Source organism: Mycobacterium sp. E802, assembly GCF_001666875.1.
GTDB lineage: Bacteria > Actinomycetota > Actinomycetes > Mycobacteriales > Mycobacteriaceae > Mycobacterium.
In genome coordinates, this window is sequence record NZ_LZJD01000157.1 from 88293 (window position 1) to 106147 (window position 17855).

At 68.1% G+C, this 17855-nt stretch carries 16 protein-coding genes and 3 pseudogenes; 15 read left to right on the forward strand and 4 right to left on the reverse strand.

The genetic code is table 11. The annotated features are described in order from the left end of the window. Nucleotides 1–203 precede the first annotated feature (203 nt). A complete protein-coding gene (gene trpD, locus A5699_RS28785) occupies nucleotides 204–1229 on the forward strand; it encodes an anthranilate phosphoribosyltransferase (protein ID WP_231965810.1) in 1026 nt (341 codons plus the stop codon). Here trpD and A5699_RS22995 read toward each other — a convergent pair. Further along, nucleotides 1167–2975: pseudogene (locus A5699_RS22995) on the reverse strand (DEDD exonuclease domain-containing protein); the annotation flags it as partial. The gene trpD and the pseudogene A5699_RS22995 sit on opposite strands and share 63 nt — an antisense overlap. Nucleotides 2976–3089: 114 nt before the next feature. On the opposite strand from A5699_RS22995, the gene A5699_RS23000 reads away from it, so the two are divergent. From A5699_RS23000 to pimB, 4 genes are all read left to right on the forward strand, one after another. Beyond that, nucleotides 3090–3356: a hypothetical protein gene (locus A5699_RS23000; RefSeq protein WP_067774336.1), complete on the forward strand. Its 267-nt coding sequence runs from the start codon at nucleotides 3090–3092 to the stop codon at nucleotides 3354–3356. 152 nt (nucleotides 3357–3508) lie between these two features. Beyond that, nucleotides 3509–4645 (forward strand): peptidoglycan hydrolase RipC, encoded by a 1137-nt coding sequence (ripC, locus tag A5699_RS23005; protein WP_067774339.1) that lies wholly within the window; start codon nucleotides 3509–3511, stop codon nucleotides 4643–4645. Then, a complete protein-coding gene (locus A5699_RS23010; RefSeq protein ID WP_067774341.1) occupies nucleotides 4614–5498 on the forward strand; it encodes a peptidase in 885 nt (294 codons plus the stop codon). Before ripC ends, A5699_RS23010 begins: the two co-directional genes overlap by 32 nt. Nucleotides 5499–5507: 9 nt before the next feature. Then, on the forward strand, nucleotides 5508–6650 hold the full coding sequence (gene pimB, locus A5699_RS23015) for a GDP-mannose-dependent alpha-(1-6)-phosphatidylinositol monomannoside mannosyltransferase (RefSeq protein ID WP_067774344.1): 1143 nt from the start codon (nucleotides 5508–5510) through the stop codon (nucleotides 6648–6650). A gap of 23 nt (nucleotides 6651–6673) precedes the next feature. Here the strand turns inward: pimB and A5699_RS23020 are convergent, their stop codons facing one another. Then, nucleotides 6674–8470, reverse strand: coding sequence for a long-chain fatty acid--CoA ligase (locus A5699_RS23020; RefSeq protein ID WP_067774349.1), 1797 nt, complete (start codon nucleotides 8468–8470; stop codon nucleotides 6674–6676). Nucleotides 8471–8563: 93 nt separating this feature from the next. On the opposite strand from A5699_RS23020, the gene A5699_RS23025 reads away from it, so the two are divergent. The 5 genes from A5699_RS23025 (at nucleotide 8564) to A5699_RS23045 (ending at nucleotide 12061) form a co-directional block, all read left to right on the forward strand. Then, the gene (locus A5699_RS23025; protein WP_067774352.1) at nucleotides 8564–8953 is read left to right on the forward strand and encodes a polyketide cyclase / dehydrase and lipid transport; all 390 of its coding nucleotides are present in this window, start codon (nucleotides 8564–8566) and stop codon (nucleotides 8951–8953) included. A gap of 140 nt (nucleotides 8954–9093) precedes the next feature. After that, complete coding sequence (locus A5699_RS23030) at nucleotides 9094–9531, forward strand: SRPBCC family protein (RefSeq protein ID WP_067774355.1); 438 nt, start codon at nucleotides 9094–9096, stop codon at nucleotides 9529–9531. Continuing rightward, nucleotides 9528–10817: an ArsA family ATPase gene (locus tag A5699_RS23035; RefSeq protein WP_157561412.1), complete on the forward strand. Its 1290-nt coding sequence runs from the start codon at nucleotides 9528–9530 to the stop codon at nucleotides 10815–10817. The genes A5699_RS23030 and A5699_RS23035 overlap by 4 nt, the downstream gene beginning before the upstream one ends. Then, nucleotides 10814–11224 (forward strand): hypothetical protein, encoded by a 411-nt coding sequence (locus A5699_RS23040; protein ID WP_067774446.1) that lies wholly within the window; start codon nucleotides 10814–10816, stop codon nucleotides 11222–11224. Before A5699_RS23035 ends, A5699_RS23040 begins: the two co-directional genes overlap by 4 nt. A 108-nt stretch (nucleotides 11225–11332) precedes the next feature. Continuing rightward, nucleotides 11333–12061: a 1-acyl-sn-glycerol-3-phosphate acyltransferase gene (locus A5699_RS23045; RefSeq protein WP_067774366.1), complete on the forward strand. Its 729-nt coding sequence runs from the start codon at nucleotides 11333–11335 to the stop codon at nucleotides 12059–12061. Here A5699_RS23045 and A5699_RS23050 read toward each other — a convergent pair. After that, nucleotides 12058–13380: a glycosyltransferase 87 family protein gene (locus A5699_RS23050; protein WP_067774370.1), complete on the reverse strand. Its 1323-nt coding sequence runs from the start codon at nucleotides 13378–13380 to the stop codon at nucleotides 12058–12060. The genes A5699_RS23045 and A5699_RS23050 overlap by 4 nt on opposite strands. Before the next feature lie 83 nt (nucleotides 13381–13463). Here A5699_RS23050 and A5699_RS23055 point away from each other — a divergent pair, with 83 nt between their 5' ends. From A5699_RS23055 to A5699_RS23070, 4 genes are read left to right on the forward strand one after another with little or no spacing between them, the layout of a single operon-like run. Then, entirely contained in the window at nucleotides 13464–14327 is an 864-nt protein-coding gene (locus tag A5699_RS23055) for a hypothetical protein (RefSeq protein ID WP_067774373.1), read from the forward strand. Beyond that, nucleotides 14327–14845 carry a polyadenylate-specific 3'-exoribonuclease AS gene (locus A5699_RS23060; RefSeq protein WP_067774381.1) on the forward strand — a complete coding sequence of 173 codons (519 nt, stop codon included), beginning with the start codon at nucleotides 14327–14329 and terminating at the stop codon, nucleotides 14843–14845. Before A5699_RS23055 ends, A5699_RS23060 begins: the two co-directional genes overlap by 1 nt. A 33-nt stretch (nucleotides 14846–14878) precedes the next feature. Then, nucleotides 14879–16276 carry a class II 3-deoxy-7-phosphoheptulonate synthase gene (locus A5699_RS23065; protein ID WP_067774384.1) on the forward strand — a complete coding sequence of 466 codons (1398 nt, stop codon included), beginning with the start codon at nucleotides 14879–14881 and terminating at the stop codon, nucleotides 16274–16276. A 29-nt stretch (nucleotides 16277–16305) separates the two neighbouring features. Continuing rightward, complete coding sequence (locus A5699_RS23070) at nucleotides 16306–16773, forward strand: hypothetical protein (RefSeq protein ID WP_067774386.1); 468 nt, start codon at nucleotides 16306–16308, stop codon at nucleotides 16771–16773. Here A5699_RS23070 and A5699_RS23075 read toward each other — a convergent pair. After that, nucleotides 16770–17492 (reverse strand): annotated as a pseudogene (locus tag A5699_RS23075) (serine/threonine protein kinase); the annotation flags it as partial. The gene A5699_RS23070 and the pseudogene A5699_RS23075 sit on opposite strands and share 4 nt — an antisense overlap. A 6-nt stretch (nucleotides 17493–17498) precedes the next feature. On the opposite strand from A5699_RS23075, the pseudogene A5699_RS23080 reads away from it, so the two are divergent. Next, nucleotides 17499–17855 (forward strand): annotated as a pseudogene (locus A5699_RS23080) (protein kinase); the annotation flags it as partial.

Below are 17855 nucleotides of genomic sequence, written 5' to 3' on the forward strand. Positions count from 1 at the left end.
TCCGCAAGTATGACGCTTTGTAGTTGTCGATCTCCACCCGGGTCGAGCAATTGGTCGTAAACGTGTCGCGTTCGGTTCCCCGCGACCCTGGATTCGGATGGTCGCAGCGATAGCATTCGGCGGTGTCTTCTGGATCTTCACCGCAGTCCCCGTCCCCGTCCGGCTCCGCGTCGCGCTCTCATCCTGAGCCGACGTGGCCGCTCATCCTCGGACGCCTGACCACCGAGCAGAGCCTGCCCAACGGTTACGCGGGATGGGCGATGGACCAGATCATGACCGGGGTGGCCACCCCGGCTCAGATCGCCGGCTTCGCGGTGGCGATGAAGATGAAACGGCCGACCTCGGGTGAGGTCGGCGAGTTGGCCGACATCATGCTGTCGCATGCCCGCCGGGTGCCCACCGATCAGATCGGGACCGCGACGGTGGACATCGTCGGCACCGGCGGTGACGGCGCCAACACGGTGAACCTGTCGACGATGGCGGCCATCGTGGTGGCCGCATGCGGTGTCCCGGTGATCAAGCACGGCAACCGGGCCGCGTCGTCGTTGTCGGGCGGTGCCGACACGTTGGAGGCGCTCGGGGTGCGGATCGACCTGGGGCCGGAAGAAGTGGCGCGCAGCGTCGCCGAGGTCGGGATCGGGTTCGCCTTCGCGCCGCAATTCCATCCGTCCTACCGGCACGCCTCGGTGGTGCGCCGGGAGATCGGCGTTCCGACGGTGTTCAATCTGCTCGGGCCGCTGACCAATCCGGCCTCACCGCACGCCGGGTTGATCGGTTGTGCGTTCGACGATCTGGCCGAGGTGATGGCCGGCGTGTATGCCGCCCGCGGTTCCAGTGTGTTGGTGGTGCACGGTGACGACGGCCTCGACGAGTTGACCACGACGACCACCAGCACCATCTGGCGCGTGCAGGCCGGCACCGTGGACCGGTTGAAGTTCGACCCGGCGGCCTTCGGTTTCAAGCGGGCCGACATCAGTGAACTCGTGGGCGGCGACGCCACCGCCAACGCGGCCGAGGCGCGGGCGGTCCTGGGCGGGGCCAAGGGACCGGTACGCGACGCCGTCGTGCTCAACGCGGCGGGGGCGATGGTCGCCCATGCGGGGCTAGCCAGCGACGCCCAGTGGGTTCCGGCGTGGGAGGCCGGTCTCGCGCGGGCCACCGAGGCGATCGACTCCGGTGCGGCCGAACAACTGCTCGCGCGTTGGGTGCGGTTCAGCCTGCAGTTCTGAGTTCTGCTGTTGGTCGGCGGCCAGCCGGGCCGAACGGGCGGTGGCCGCCCACGCCGCAAAGCGACCGGCCGAGCCGATCGGGGTGGCGTATCCGATGTCGGTGCGCACGATGCGGACGCCCGGGGTGGCCAGCCACCGCGCGATGAGTGCGGTCTCCTCCACCAGTGCGCCGCCCAAAGGCGTTGCGGTCGGCAGGATCACCTGGGCAGCCGCGCAGATCGCGTCGACCACCGGCATCGGCGGCACCCCGCGCGGTGCCGTACCCGCCCCGGCCAGTTGGCCGTGTCGGATCACCGCGAAATGCCAGCCGCCGCGGCCATCGCCGCGGGCGGCCACCAGTTCGGGCACCTCGGCCAGCGCGCGTAGCCGTTGCCCGCGCCACAGCGCCTCGATGGCAACCGCGGCATGATCGCGGAGCCGGGCGGCGGTCTCGTACCGTCTGGCGGCCGCCACCTCACCGATGTGGTCGAGCGCGGCCGTCATCGCGGCGTGGTCGGTGCCGTCGATCAGTGCGCAGGCACGCTCGACTGCGGCCGCGTACGCGTGGGCATCGATGTCCTGGGGCGCCGGGCACGGTGACAGCTCCACCTCGGGGCAGCAGTGCCGACCGGCCGCCCCGAAGCGGGCCGTGCAGGTGCGCAGGCCGGTGAAACGGGCCACCAGAGCCGCCGACTGCACGGCGTCGGATCGGGCCGAGAACGGTCCGAAAGCGCTGCGGGGGCCCGGGTTCCGCACCGCCGACAGTCGTGGGAAGGCTTCGTCGGTGACCGCCACCCACCACCATCGCTGCGGGGCTTTGGAGCGCCGGTTGTATGGCGGCGCGTGGGCGGCGAGCAGGCGGAGCTCGCGAACCCCGGCCTCCAGATCATGCGCGCACTCGACGTGATCGACCACGACAGCCAGCGAGGCCATCTCCTTCATCCGGGCCCGCGGGTCGGCACCGGTGAAGTACTGCCGGACGCGCCGGCGCAGATCCACCGCGGTACCCACATAGAGGACCTCGCCGGAGGGCCCGCGAAACAGATAGACGCCGGGGCGGTTGGGCAGCCCGTCGGCCAGAGAACGGTTACGACGCTGCGCCGGCGTGACATCGGGTAGGTACGACCGGAGATCGGCGTAGGTGTGGACGCCCTGGTTGCCGACGCGTTCGATCAGTGCGTGCAGGACGTCGACGGTGGCGCGGGCATCGTCGAGCGCGCGGTGGGTCGGCGTGGTGGACGCACCGAACAACCGGGCCAGCGCCGACAACTTCACACTGGGCGCCTCGTCGCGGGTCAACACACGGCGGGCGAGTTTCACCGTGCACAGCACAGGTGGCCGGGGCCAGCCGAGCTGCGCACGTTGGGCCGCCGCGCGTAGGAAGCCGATGTCGAACCCGGCGTTGTGGGCGACCAGCACTGCGCCCCGGGAGAATTCCAGAAACGACGGCAGCACCGCTTCGATGCGCGGCGCGTTGCGCACCATCGCCGTGGTGATCCCGGTGAGCTCGACGATCTGGGGCGGAATCGCCCGACCCGGGTCGACCAGGGTGGCCAGCTCACCGAGTACCTCGCCGCCGCGGACCTTGACCGCGCCGATCTCGGTGATGGCGTCGTAGCCCGCACCCGGGGCCTTGGCGGTGGCCCGGCCACCGGTGGTCTCCAGATCTACCACGACAAAGGTGGTGTCAGCGAGTGACACCGAATCGAAGGTGGGGTCGAAACTCAGCGCCAGCTGCTCGGCGTCGGCAGTTGTGCGCTGGCCCATGGCAGTGACCGTAGGTACTGGCACCGACAAGGTGCGGCTGCCACGCGCTACGCGTGGGGCTTGTCGGTACCCGGCGATACGGTGCGCCCAACACCGATCGAGAGGACGGTCAACATGAGCGGACTGCGGCGGGACAACTGGTCCTACGCCGACGAGCCCGACACCGGCGAGCCGCGCGCGGGAAGCGTGACCATCGACTGCGACGATTGCGCGGTACGTGGCCCGGGTTGTCAGGACTGTGTCGTCAGCGTGCTGCTCGGCGTTCCGGAAACTTTGCTCGATGACGAGCGTCGGGCCCTGGAAGTGCTGGCTGACGTGGGCCTTGCGCCGCGGCTGCGGCTCGTGCCGATTCACCGGGACGGCAGGTCCGGCGTCGCCTGACGACACGCATCCGCTGGCGCACAGGAAAATTCCCAGACCGGGCTGTTAAATTGGCAGCTTCTGTTGGACAAGGCCGATGCCGTTTCGTAACCTATCTGAGACCTTCGAGCAGTTCGAGGCGGCTCGCCATCGCCAGTTGTAAGGACAAACACTTGAGGCACGACCGCGCGCATCGGCCCACAAGTCGTGTCAAGCGACCTTTTGCAGGTGCAATTGCGGGCTTGACCCTGTTCGCCGGATTTCTCGCCGCCAGTTCGCACGCGGATCCCGCGGATGACGCGCTGGCAAAGCTCAATGAACTGTCGCGCCAGGCCGAGCAGACCACCGAGGCCATGCACTCGGCGCAGCTGGATCTGAACAATAAGCTTGCCGCACAAGAAGCTGCGGAAAAGAAGCATGCCGATGACGCCGCGGCGGTCGGCGCTGCCGAATCTCAGCTGGCAACCTTCCAAGGTTCGGTCAACAAGGTTGCTGCAGCCCAATACATGGGTGGCCGCACTTCGGGTGTGGATGCCATCCTGACGGCCGGTTCGCCACAGCAGCTGATCGATCAGCTCGCCGTGCAGCGGGTGATGGCGACCGAAATGTCCACGCAGATGAAGAACTTCCGCTCCGCCGGTGCGAAGGCCGTAGCGGCCGAGAAGGAGTCCGCGAAGTCGGCCGCCGAGGCCAAGACCGCCGCCGAGCAGGCCGCCGCAGTGCGCGCCGACCTGCAATCCAAGCAAAGTCAGCTGCAGGTGCAGATCGAGATCGTCAAGTCGCAGTACCAGGCGTTGACGCCGGCCCAGCGGGAAGCGCTGAACACTCTTCCGCCCACCCCGCCGGTTCCCGCCCCCGAGCCGTTGCCACCGGCGCAGGATCCCGCGGTATTGGCTGACCCGCCGAACGGTATTCCGCCCGGTGACGTCGCCCCGCCGGAGGGTGCGCTTCCCGATGGGGGCAGCGGACATTCGGGCACCGTCATCCAGGCGGCGCTGAGCCGCATCGGTTCGCCCTACTCCTGGGGTGCCGCCGGTCCCAGCTCTTTCGACTGTTCAGGCCTGGTGATGTGGGCGTTCCAGCACGCCGGGATCTCGCTGCCGCATTCGAGTCAGGCCATGGCCCGCGGTGGTCAACCGGTCTCGACGGATTCGATGCAGCCCGGTGACGTCGTGACCTATTACTCGGACGCCTCGCATGTGGGCATCTACATCGGCGACGGGATGATGGTGCATGCGTCGACCTACGGCACCCCGGTGCGGGTCGCCCCGGTCAACAATGCGCCGATCTACAACGTTCGTCGGTACTGAGTCGTCCGACGACCGCCCGCTTCTGCGTCGCCGCAGGCCTCTTTTGGCCGCGGTGTTGGTGATCGAACTCGCGCTGGCCACGGCGTTGGTCTTCGGCCCCACCGCGGCGCGGCCGACGATGCCACCCCCGGACGCCGCAGCGCCGGCGTCCACCGTCACCTCTGCCGTATCGCAGCCCGACCCGGTCACCTCCATGGTGTTACCCGACGGGCGTTCCGTACGGTTTCTGGCGCTCGGCGGACCGCGATCGCAGCCACTGGTGAAACGACTCGGCGCCGAAATGCCCGAGGCCGCCGCGGCGGTGACGGCGTTCTGGGGTTCAGGCTGGCGGCGTGACATCGAGATCGCGGTGGCCGGTTCCGATCAGCAGTTCCGCGTCCTGGCCGGGGGCGTGGCGGATATCGCCGCGACCACCACCGCGCAGCGGGTCATGTTCGCCCCCGGCGCCGCGGACATGAGCCCGGCTGCGCTTCGAATTGTGCTGCGCCACGAGCTGTTCCACTACGCCGCGCGGTCGCAGACCGCGGCCGACGCGCCGCGCTGGCTCACCGAGGGCGTGGCCGATTACGTCGGGCGACCGTCCACGGCGCCACCGGCGCACGCCGCGGCCCTGGCGCAGCTTCCCACCGACGCCGATCTCGACACTCCCGGCGAGACACGGAGCCTGGCCTATGACCGGGCGTGGTGGTTCGCCCGGTACGTTGCCGAGACCTACGGTGTCGACCAGCTGCGTGAGCTCTACCAGCGCGCCTGCGGCCCCGGGCATCCCGACGTCGCCACCGCCGTGCGCGAGACCCTGGGCGCCGGCTTGGACACCGTGGTTGCCGATTGGCGCCGACGGATGACCGGATAGCCTGTCGCCATGACGCGGGTTTTGTTGGTCACCAACGACTTTCCACCGCGCCGTGGCGGCATCCAGTCATATCTGGAGGCTTTCGTCGGGGAGCTGATGCGCGACGGCTCGCATGAGCTCACGGTGTACGCGCCGAAATGGAAGGGCGCCGGCGACTATGACGACCGAGCCGCCGCGGCCGGGTACCGGGTGGTGCGACATCCGACTTCACTGATGGTGCCAGAGCCCACCGTGGCGGCCCGCATGCAGAAACTGATCGCCGAGAATGACATCGAGACAGTGTGGTTCGGCGCGGCCGCTCCGCTGGCCCTGCTGGGCCCGCTGGCCCGCCGCGCCGGCGCCGGCCGTGTGGTGGCCAGTACCCACGGCCACGAGGTGGGCTGGTCGATGCTGCCGGTGGCACGTGGCGCGTTGCGCCGCATCGGTGACGACGCCGATGTGGTGACATTCATCAGCCGGTACACCCGGGGCAGGTTCGCCTCGGCCTTCGGTCCCCGCGCCGCGCTCGAACATCTGCCCCCCGGCGTCGACACCGACCGGTTCGTTCCCGATCCGGTGGCCCGGGCCGAGCTGCGGGCTCGGTACGGCCTCGGGCAACGTCCGGTGGTGGTGTGCCTGTCCCGGCTGGTACCGCGCAAAGGTCAGGACATGCTCATCCGGGCTTGGCCGGCCATCCGTCGTCGCGTCCCCGAGGCGGCCCTGGTGATCGTCGGCGGCGGACCCTACCTGCAGCGCCTACAACACCTGGCGCGTACGCACGACGTGGCCGACGACGTCATCTTCACCGGCGCGGTGCCCGGGGCCGAACTGCCGGCCCACCACACGATGGCCGACGTGTTCGCCATGCCGTGCCGCACCCGTGGTGCGGGTCTGGACGTCGAGGGCCTGGGCATCGTCTATCTGGAGGCCTCGGCCTGCGGGGTGCCGGTGATCGCCGGAACCTCCGGCGGGGCACCGGAAACCGTGCTCGACGGCCACACCGGCACCGTGGTCGACGGCAACGATGTTGGAGCCGTCGCGTCCGCCGTTTCCGATCTGTTGGCCGATCCAGCCAGGGCCGCCGCGATGGGCGCGGCCGGGCGGCACTGGGCGGTGGACAACTGGCAGTGGCGGTCTCAGGGCGCCCGGCTGACCGGGTTGCTGTCGGGCTGAACGGCGGTGCTGAATCCGGCTGCTCAGCCGTACAGCGCGGCGATGTCGGCGGCGAACTTCTCCGCCACCACCTTGCGCTTGACCTTCAACGTCGGCGTCAACTCGCCGGTGTCCTCGGTGAAGTCGACCGGCAGAATCCGGAACTTGCGGATCGACTCGGCATGCGACACCGCCTGATTGGCGTCCTTGACGGCGAGGTCGATCTCGGCCAGCAGGTCCGGGTCCTCGGCCAGATCACCGACCGACGCGCCGGTGTCTTTGCCGTTGCGCTGTTTCCACCCCGGAAACGCTTCCGGGTCGATGGTGATGAGTGCGGCGATGAACGGCTGCTGATCGCCGACGGCCATCGCCTGGCTGATCAACGGATGTGCTCGCAGCCGGTCTTCGAGTAGTGCCGGTGCGACGTTCTTGCCGCCGGCGGTGACGATGATCTCCTTCTTGCGCCCCACGATGGTCAGGAAGCCGTCGTCGTCGATCGCGCCGAGATCACCGGTGTGGAACCAACCCTCGGAGAACACCGCGTCGGTCTCCGCCTCGTTGTTCCAGTAGCCGTTGAACACCACGCCGCCCTTGACCAGCAGCTCACCGTCGTCGGCGATGCGCATGCTGTTGCCCGGCATCAGCTTGCCGACCGAGCCGACCTTGAGCTCGCCGACCCGGTTCACCGTGATCGCCGCGCTGGTCTCGGTCAACCCGTAGCCCTCGTAGATGCTCAGGCCCACACCGCGATAGAAGTGGCCCAGCCGCACGCCCAGCGGTGCACCGCCCGAGATCGCGGCCCGGCATTCGCCGCCGAGCGCGGCCCGCAGCTTGCCGTACACCAGCTTGTCGAACACCGCGTGTTTGAGCTTGAGCACCAGGCCCGGCCCTCCGGTGTCCTGCGCCTTACTCCATTCGATCGCCGTGTCGGCGGCGATGGCGAAGATCTTGCCCTTGCCGTCGTTGCGGGCGTTCTGCTCGGCGGTGTTGTAGACCTTCTCGAACACCCGGGGCACCGAGACCACGAGGGTCGGCTTGAACACCGCGAAGGTGGGCACCAGGTTCTTGATGTCGCTGGTGAATCCCAGCGTGACCTTGTTGGTGAAGGCGGCGATGGTGATGGCCCTGGCCAGCACGTGGGCCAGCGGCAGGAACACGAGCATCCGTTCACCCTTGGCCAACTGGGTCGGGAAGCAGGCCTTGGCCCCCCGGATCTCGTACAGCAGGTTCGAGTGGGTCAGCTGGCAACCCTTGGGCTGGCCGGTGGTCCCGGAGGTGTAGATCAAGGTGGCCGGGTCGGCCGAACGGATTGCGGCCAGGCGGGAGTCGACCTCGGCGGCCTCGACCGATGCCCCGGCCTCGGCCATCGCCTCCAGGGCGGGGGTGCCGGTGCCGTCGATCCGCAGTACCTTGCCCAGCTCGGGCAGCTGGCCACGGAGCTGTTCGACGGTGGTCGCATGCGCATCGGACTCGGCGAAAACCATCTTCGCGGCGGAGTTCTCCAGCACGAAGCGCACCTGTTCGGCCGAGGAGGTCTCGTAGATCGGCACGGTCACCGCACCGACCGACAGGATCGCGAAGTCGATGATCGGCCACTCGTAGCGAGTGGCCGACAGGATCGCCACCCGGTCACCGGGCTGGATGCCCTCGGCGATCAGGCCACGGGCCACCGACCGGATCGTCTCGGCGGCTTCGGCGCAGGTCACATCGGTCCACGAACCGTTGACCAGGCGTCGGAAGATCACGTGGTCGGGGCTTTCCGCCGCGTGGGCGGATACCGAGTTGACGATGTTGTCGTGCTCGCCGACGGTGAATGACGCGGGCACGCTGAACTCACGCACGATGTTGCCCTCCAGGCTTGTATACCGGCTTTGCGCGTCAGCCTAGTCGGCCGCGGTGGTCGGACGACCACGCATATGTGAAGCTTGTCCGCGATGAACAGCATTCAGATCGCCGACGAGACGTTCGTCTGCGCCGATCCGGTCGCCGTGGGCGCCGCGGTTGCCGATCCTGCCGCCTGGCGGCGGTGGTGGCCCGACCTGGTGCTCAAGGTCGTCGAGGACCGGGCGGAGAAGGGCCAGCGCTGGACTGTGACCGGTGCGTTGACCGGCACGATGGAGGTCTGGCTGGAGGAGGTGATGGACGGGGTGGTGCTGCACTACTTCCTGCACGCCGAACCGTCCGGCGTCACGGCCAAGCAGCTGGCCGACATGGACCTGGCCAAGTTGAACCACCGGCGCCGCGTCGCGGGCAAGGCGATGTCCTTCGAGATCAAACAGCGCCTGGAGGCGACTCGTCCGGTCGGGGTGTCCCGACTGTCCTGAGGCCCGGCGGATTTGACCGGGTCTGACCCGGTCCCTCCGGCGTTTGTCTGCGGGAGGGTAGATTTCTCTCCCAAGAGCCAGGCACCCCCGCGGGGCGGGGGGAGAAGGGGAGCCCCGCGACCGGGGAGAAGGGCTATGCGGTGGCCGACAAGACGACACAGACCATCTACATCGATGCTGACCCGGCCACGGTGATGGATGTCATCGCCGATATCGGCTCGTATCCGCAGTGGGTCAACGAGTACAAGGAAGCCGAGGTCCTCGAGGCCGACGGGCAGGGCTATCCCAAGACCGCCAGGCTGGTACTCGATGCCGCGGTACTCAAGGACACCATGGTGCTGGCCTATGTGTGGCCGGCTGATCGCACGTCGGTGACCTGGTCGCTGGTGTCCAGTTCGTTGTTGCGCTCACTGGAAGGCGCATATCGCTTGGCCCCCAAGGGGTCCGGCACCGAGGTGACCTACGAACTGTCGGTCGACCTGATGATCCCGATGATCGGTTTGCTCAAACGCAAGGCTGAGCGACGGCTCACCGACACCGCGCTCAAAGACCTCAAGAAACGAGCAGAGGCTGAGTGACTTCGCCGGACGGGAACGCGCCTTCCCCCGCGAGGATCAGCCTGTTTGTCGGCAAAGGCGGGGTGGGTAAATCGACGCTGGCGACGGCCACCGCGGTTCGTGATGCCACCTCGGGGCAGCGGGTCCTGATCGTGTCCACCGACCAGGCGCATTCCACCGGCGATGTGCTGGGGATCGCGCTCGCACCCACGGGGCAACGAAACCCCACCCGCGTGCTCAGCGACCTGGACCCCGGTGGGGGCTCTCTCGATGCCCTGGCGCTCGACACGCTCGACCTCTTGGGGGCGCGCTGGGTTCAGGCGGCGGGTCCGCTGGCCGCGCGATTCCCCGAGTCGGATCTGGGAGATGTTGCCCCCGAAGAACTTTCGGCCCTGCCAGGAATCCAGGAAGTACTCGGGCTGCACGAGGTGGGTGAACTCGCCGATTCCGGTCGCTGGGATCACGTGGTGGTGGACTGCGCCTCGACGGCCGATGCGTTGCGGATGTTGACGTTGCCCGAGACCTTCGGCCTGTATCTGGAGCGCGCCTGGCCGCGGCATCGGCGGCTGTCGGGTGCTTCTGCGCACGCGGGGAGCATCAAAGGCACCGATGCGGTGAGCGCGGCGATCGTCGCCCTGATCGAACGGGTGGATGCCGGGATCCGCCGACTCGGTACGTTGCTCACCGACGGCTCTCGGGTGAGCGCCCATCTGGTGCTCACTCCCGAACGGGTCGTGGCCGCCGAAGCGTCGCGGACACTCGGATCGTTGGCGCTGATGGGTGTCGAGGTCGCCGAGATCATCGTCAACCAGGTTCTGGTACAGGATGATTCGTTCGAGTATGAGAACCTTCCGGCGCATCCCGCATTCGACTGGTACACCGAGCGGATCTCTGAACAGCAGAGCGTGCTCGACACCCTCGACGCCACGATCGGCGACGTGCAGCTGGTGCTGGTGCCGCACGTGCCGGGCGAACCGATCGGCCCCAAGGCGTTGGGGGAGCTGATCGAGGGGGCCCGGCGGCGCGACGGGTCGCCGCCGCCGGGGCCGCTGCGGCCCGTCGTGGACCGCGAGTCGGGGTCTGGTCTCGAAGCCGTGTACCGATTGCGGCTAGAGTTGCCCCAGATCGATTCGGCCGGACTCACGTTGGGCCGTGTCGACGACGACTTGATCATCGGCGCCGCAGGTATGCGACGTCGGGTGCGGTTGGCGTCGGTGCTGCGTCGGTGCATCGTGACGGATGCGCAGCTACGCGGTGGCGAGCTGACGGTACGTTTTCGCCCGAACCCGGAGGTGTGGCCGGCATGACGGGGTCTCATCCCGAGCTGGGTTCGGAGCTGCGGCAATTGGCGCAGGAGATCCTCGACCGGCTGGATCCGGCGGTGCGACTGGCCGCGGCGAATTTCACCGCGTCGCCGGAGAACGGCCCCGGCAAGTGCCAGCAGGTGTGGTGCCCGGTGTGCGCCTTGGCCGCGGTGGTCAACGGTGAGCAGCATCCGCTGTTGAGCGTGATCGCCGAGCACAGCGTGGCGCTGCTGGCGGTGATCCGCGCCCTGCTCGACGACGGACGGACCGATGGTCGCGACGGGGATAGCGGCTCGGGTGGAGGTAGCCCGGGACCCGACGGGGGGCCCGATGCGCCGCCGCCCGACGATTTTCCGCCCCCACCGGCTCCCGGCCGCTACCAGCACATCCCTGTCACGGTAGAAGACTGAGAGGCCCGACGGGCACAGCGGGCATCCAGGGCTTGCTGTGGTAGCCACAACATGGCCTGGGTACAGTTGTCGCAGAGCATTGCGCGGTGCGCCAAAGGTGGAGGGTCCATGTGGTATTGGCTGTTCAAGTACATCCTGCTGGGCCCCTTGCTGGCCGTGCTCGGCCGGCCCAAAATCACTGGGCTGGAACATGTTCCGACCGATGGGCCGGCGATTCTCGCCAGTAATCACCTGGCGGTGATGGACAGCTTCTATCTGCCGCTGGTGGTCAGCCGCCGCATCACGTTCCTGGCCAAGCAGGAGTACTTCACCGGCACCGGGATCAAGGGCCGATTCTTGGCCTGGTTCTACACCGTCGTCGGCCAGGTGCCGATCGACCGCACCGACGCCGATTCGGCACAGGCCGCCCTGACCACCGCCACCCGCATCCTCGGCGAGGGCAAGCTGCTCGGCATGTACCCCGAGGGCACCCGCTCGCCGGACGGCCGTCTCTACAAGGGCAAGACCGGGTTGGCCAGGCTGGCGCTGCAGACCGGGGTGCCGGTGATTCCGGTCGCCATGGTCGGCACCGACGTGGTGAACCCGCCCGGGTCCAAGGGGCTGCGGTTCGGCCGGGTGGAGGTCCGGTTCGGTGAGCCGATGGACTTCAGCCGGTTCGACGGATTGGCCGGCAACCGTTTCATCGAGCGCGCCGTCATCGACGAGGTCATGTACGAGCTGATGGATCTGTCCGGCCAGGAATACGTCGACCTCTACGCGGCCGCGGTCAAGGAAAACGCCCAGCAGGTCGAGGCGAACAAGCCCGCCGCACGGCTGCCGCACGCGGCCGCGGGTTAGGCCGTTTCGCCGCCGCTGAGCTGAACCAGCGGCGCCGCTGCCACGGTGGCAGCCTGGCGCGCGTCGGACGCGGACACCACGCCGATGACCGCGATGACCGCCAGTGCCCACCACAGGTAGGAGTCGCCGGCCAGTTGGCGCAGCGCCGATGCCGACGTCTCCTCGTGCGGGGTAAGCAGCGAGATCGGCGTCCACACCATCAGGGCGAAACCGACCAGCGTCACCACGGCCAGACCGATCGAGGCGGGCAGAACGTGGCGCATCCGGTACGCGAGGACCCCGGTGACCAGCAGGGTGGGCAGCGACCACACCCAGTGATGCGACCACGACACCGGTGAGACCACCAGCCCGAACAGCGCCACGCAGATCAACGCGACCACGGGTGCCTCGTCGGCACCCGAACGCAGGGCGCGCCGCACCGCCCAGACCGTCAGCGCCAGCACTGCGAAACAGGCGACGACCCACAACGCGAACCGTGGTCCCTCGGCCAGACCGAGGCGGGCCAGGGTGCCCGCGATGTTCTGGTTCGTGTTGAGCGTGGCGGTACCGATCCGGTCGGTGTTACGTACCGTCTCGGTCCAGTACTCGATCGAATCCGTCCAGGCCAAAGCGAATCCGGCCAAGGTGGCCACCACCGTGGCCGCGGCCGTGCGCACCAGGGTGTGCAGATCTCGGCGCAGCAGGAAGTACAGCAGGAACACCGCCGGGGTGAGCTTGAGTGCGATCGCCAGACCCAGCAGCAGCCCGCGGGGCCACGGTGTGCGTCGCGGCACGCAATCGGCGATCACCAGCGTCATCAGCACCACGTTGATCTGGCCGAACTCGAAGTTCGACCGGATCGGTTCGAGCCAGATGACCGCGGGCGCCACCAGGGCGGCGGCCAGCCAGCACCGGCGCAGCCACGCCGGCTCGGCGGTGAGCGTGGTGTCCGGCCAGACATCGAGACGGGTCAGCACGATCACGATCGAGACGATCAGCAGCAGCAGGGTGGTCGCGGTGATCGCCACGCTGGCCGCCGGCAGCGACAGCCAGGCGAACGGTGCGAAGAGGATCGCGGCCAGCGGGGGATAGGTGAACGGCAGGTCGAGCCCGCCCTGGGTGTGGAAGATGGCGCCGTCGGCGTACAGCGGCTGGTCGTTCAGCCACGCCCGACCGCCCATCCGGTAGACGTCGATGTCGATGCGATACGGGACGTGCCCCAGGAGCCGCCAGCCGGCCCAGACCAGGCCGGCCACTGTGAGCAACTGAAAAAGCCGCCACCCGATCGTCGGTGCCCAACGTGCCAAACCAACCCAGCCGGGCGACTGCCGCTTACTCATGTCCTCAACAGACTATCGGGGGCCACTGCGAGTGAGCGCATCCCCGCTCGCGACGCGCGCGCGGCGGCGTAAGTTCTCTGTGCGTGCATGCGACCGGTCACCTCGATTTCCTCACCCACGATCGCCTGCCGCTGCTGTGTTGCCTGGTGGCGTTCATCCTGACGTTCTTCGTCACCCGCATCGTGGTGCGCTACATCCGCCGCAACGCCGACAATGAACGTCCGCCCAGGTGGTGGCAACCCCGCAACATGGGACACGGCTCGTTGCACATCCATCACATGGTGATCGGTGTGGTGCTGGTGATGGTCTCGGGCGTGACGATGGTGACGCTGGCGGTCAACGGGGGAATCACCGAGTTCACCGTCGCGGCGGTGTTCTTCGGCATCGGCGCGGCCCTGGTGCTCGACGAGTTCGCCCTGATCCTGCATCTGTCGGACGTGTACTGGGCCGAAGACGGCCGCACCTCGGTGGACGCGGTGTTCGCGGCGGTCGCGGTGACGGGGCTGTTGATCCTCGGGTTCAACCCGCTGTCATTCTTTGATATCGGTATCTGGCGTGCGGATCAGTCGCCGGCCATGCGCGCGCTGGTGGTCGTGGTCGCGGTGCTGACACTGCTGCTGGCGGTGGTCGTCCTGCTCAAAGGCAAGGTGTGGACTGGATTGGTGGGTATGTTCATCACCCCGTTGTTGTTCGTCGGCGCCGTCCGGCTGTCGCGGCCGCACGCCCCGTGGGCGCGCTGGCGCTACACCAGCCGTCCCCGCAAGATGCACCGCGCGCTGGAACGCGAGCGCTGGCAGCGCCGGCCCGTCGTACAGGCCAAATTGTGGTTGCAGGACGCGATCACCGGGATGCCGAAGTTTCCCGACGATGCCACCGTCGACGCTCAGCTCGATCGCGAGATTCACGCCGCGCCCGCACCGGCTGCCACGACCGGACGGGAGTTCTGATGCGGTATTTCTACGACACCGAGTTCATCGACGACGGCCGCACCATCGAGCTGATCTCGATCGGGGTGGCCGCAGAGGACGGCCGCGAGTACTACGCGATCTCGACCGAGTTCAACCCGGACCGGGCGGGCCGTTGGGTGCGCAAGCACGTGCTGCCCAAACTGCCGTCCCCGTCGTCGCAACTGTGGCGGTCGCGTCGGCAGATCCGGTCCGAGCTGGAGGATTTCTTCGACATCGACGGTGACGAGCCGATCGAGCTGTGGGCCTGGGTGGGCGCCTACGACCACGTGGTGTTGTGCCAGCTGTGGGGGCCCATGACCGATCTGCCCCCGGCGATGCCGCGGTTCACCCGTGAGTTGCGTCAGTTCTGGGAAGAGCGCGGCTCACCGCGGATGCCGGCGCGGCCCACCGATGCGCACGATGCGCTGGTCGACGCGCGGCACAATTTGCACCGGTTCCAGCTGATGACGGGCGCCCAGCTGTCCCAGGCTCGCCGGCCCGGTATAGCACAGCCCTGAAAACAGGCGTTCACCGGCGGTTACCATGTACGGGTGAACTGGACCGTCGACATCCCCATCGACCAGCTGCCGCCGCTGCCCCCGCTGACCGACGAGCAACGTCTCCGGCTCGATGCGGCGCTGTCCAAGCCGGCTGTTCAGCAGCCCAGCTGGGATGCCGAGGCGGCCAAGGCGATGCGCACCGTGTTGGAGAGCGTGCCCCCGGTCACGGTGCCCTCGGAGATCGAGAAGCTCAAGGGCCTGCTCTCCGACGTGGCGCAGGGCAAGGCGTTCCTGCTGCAGGGCGGTGACTGCGCCGAGACCTTCGTCGACAACACCGAGCCGCACATCCGCGCCAACATCCGCACGCTGCTGCAGATGGCGGTCGTGCTGACCTACGGCGCCAGCATGCCGGTGGTCAAGGTGGCCCGTATCGCCGGTCAGTACGCCAAGCCGCGGTCGGCGGACGTCGACGCACTGGGGCTGAAGTCCTACCGCGGTGACATGATCAACGGTTTCGCGCCGGACGCCGCGGTGCGTCAACACGACCCGTCACGACTGGTGCGGGCCTACGCCAATGCCAGCGCCGCGATGAACCTGGTGCGCGCGCTGACGTCGTCGGGGCTGGCATCGCTGGACCTGGTGCACAACTGGAACCGCGAGTTCGTCCGGACTTCGCCGGCCGGGGCCCGCTACGAGGCGTTGGCCGGGGAGATCGACCGGGGCCTGAAGTTCATGTCCGCCTGCGGCGTGGCCGACCGCAATCTGGAGACCGCCGAGATCTTCGCCAGCCACGAGGCGCTGGTGATCGACTACGAGCGCGCCATGCTGCGGCTGTCCGACCCGGCCGAGAACCCGGACGGGGAGCGCAAGCTGTACGACCAGTCGGCGCACTACCTGTGGATCGGTGAGCGCACGCGGCAGCTCGACGGCGCCCACGTGGCGCTGGCCGAGGTGATCGCCAACCCGATCGGGATCAAGCTGGGGCCGACGACGACTCCGGAATTGGCCGTCGAATACGTCGAGCGGCTCGACCCGAACAACGAGCCGGGCCGGTTGACCCTGGTGACCCGGATGGGCAACAACAAGGTGCGCGACCTGTTGCCGCCGATCATCGAGAAGGTACAGGCCACCGGTCATCAGGTGATCTGGCAGTGCGACCCGATGCACGGCAACACCCACGAGTCGTCGACCGGTTACAAGACCCGGCACTTCGACCGCATCGTCGACGAGGTGCAGGGCTTCTTCGAGGTGCACCACGCGTTGGGCACGCATCCGGGCGGCATCCACGTCGAGATCACCGGTGAGAACGTCACCGAATGCCTCGGTGGGGCGCAGGACATCTCGGATTCGGACCTGGCCGGCCGGTACGAAACCGCATGCGACCCCCGGCTCAACACCCAGCAGAGTCTGGAGTTGGCGTTCCTCGTCGCCGAGATGCTGCGCGACTAGTCCGGAATGATCGCGGGTACCCGGCCGTCATGGGTATCGCGAAGGTATCGGCGTCGCTGGGGGTCACCCTGGCGGTGCTGACAGCGGGCTGTGCCGAGCGCAGCGACGACTTCAAACCGAACAACCGCGGCGAGGACACCGAAACGGTGCCCACGTCGGTCGACAACGCCTACATCGTGCCGGAGCATGCTCCAGACGATTGCGCCATCCAGGTCGGCGACAACGCAGAGCTTCGGTTCACGGCCACCAATAGCAGGCCGACCGGATCTGAGCGGTTGCTCTCGATCGCCACTGAAGCCGCCGATGCGGTGCGCATGGGCTCTGACGGCGGGGTGGAGATCGCGCCCAAATCGTCGAAGGAGATCACTGCCGCGGTCGAAGGTCTGCGTGAGGGCGTCCGGCCTGCGACGTCGGTCGACGTCACGTTCACGTTCGACCAGTCCGGTGACATCTCGGTACGGGTACCGATCGAAGCCTGCCCTGCCCAGCAGGGTTAGACGAGCGTCGCGATGTTGCTGCCCACGGTCCAGGCCGCGGCGGCGACCAGCCCGGTGAGCGTGAGCACCGCGATCACCCAGAACGCCAGCATCCGTTTGCCGCGCTGGCGGGCCCAGTAGAACTCGCTCATCTCGATACCCGCGAATTGCCTTGCGCCATAGGCATATTCGTCGTCTCTGCCGTCGCCATAGCTGCCATCGTCGGGATCGGCCGGGATCGGTGCCCAATCGTGCCGGTCGCGGGTGATCTCCCGGGTGGGCTGGCGTGGGGCGGGCCGGGGCGGTGGTGTCATCGGGGGCGCAGCGGTCACCGTGGTCGGCGCCTCGAGGCGAGGGTGGTCGGAGTCTTCGAGTTCGTGCACCCGGGTGGCGGCCAGATGCTGGGCCGATTGCTGTGGGGCCGGCACCCGGAACGCCGGCAGGTCCAGATCGTCGACGATCTGGACCAGTGCGGCGCGCATCTCGTCGGCGTCGGCGAAGCGCTGCCCCGCTTCGCGGGCGGTGGCCCGGCGCACAAACTGGTCGAATTGCATTGGTACCCCGGCGATCACGGCGCTGGGCGGCGGCACGTCGTGGTCCATGCGCTGATAGGCCACCGTCAGCGCGGAATCTCCGGTGAACGGCGTGGCGCCGGTGAGAAGTTCATAGGTGAGGATGCCGACCGAGTACACGTCGCTGCGCGGGTCGGCGTCCCCGGTGCTGACCTGTTCGGGGGACATCAGCCGCCGTTTCTCGTGATGGAGCTGATCGAAGGCGGCACCCTCCGGGAATTGCTGACCGAACGCGGCCCCATGCCACCGCACGCCGTCGCCGCGGTGCTGGCCCCGGTGCTCGGCGGGCTGGCCGTGGCCCACCGGGCCGGGCTCGTACACCGCGACATCAAGCCCGAGAACGTGCTGATCTCCGACGACGGCGAGGTCAAAATCGCCGACTTCGGTCTGGTGCGCGCCGTCGCCGAGGCGAAGATCACCTCCACCAGCGTGATCCTGGGCACCGCGGCCTACCTGTCCCCCGAACAGGTCAGCACCGGGGACGCCGACCCGCGCAGCGACGTGTACTCGGTCGGCATCCTCACCTATGAA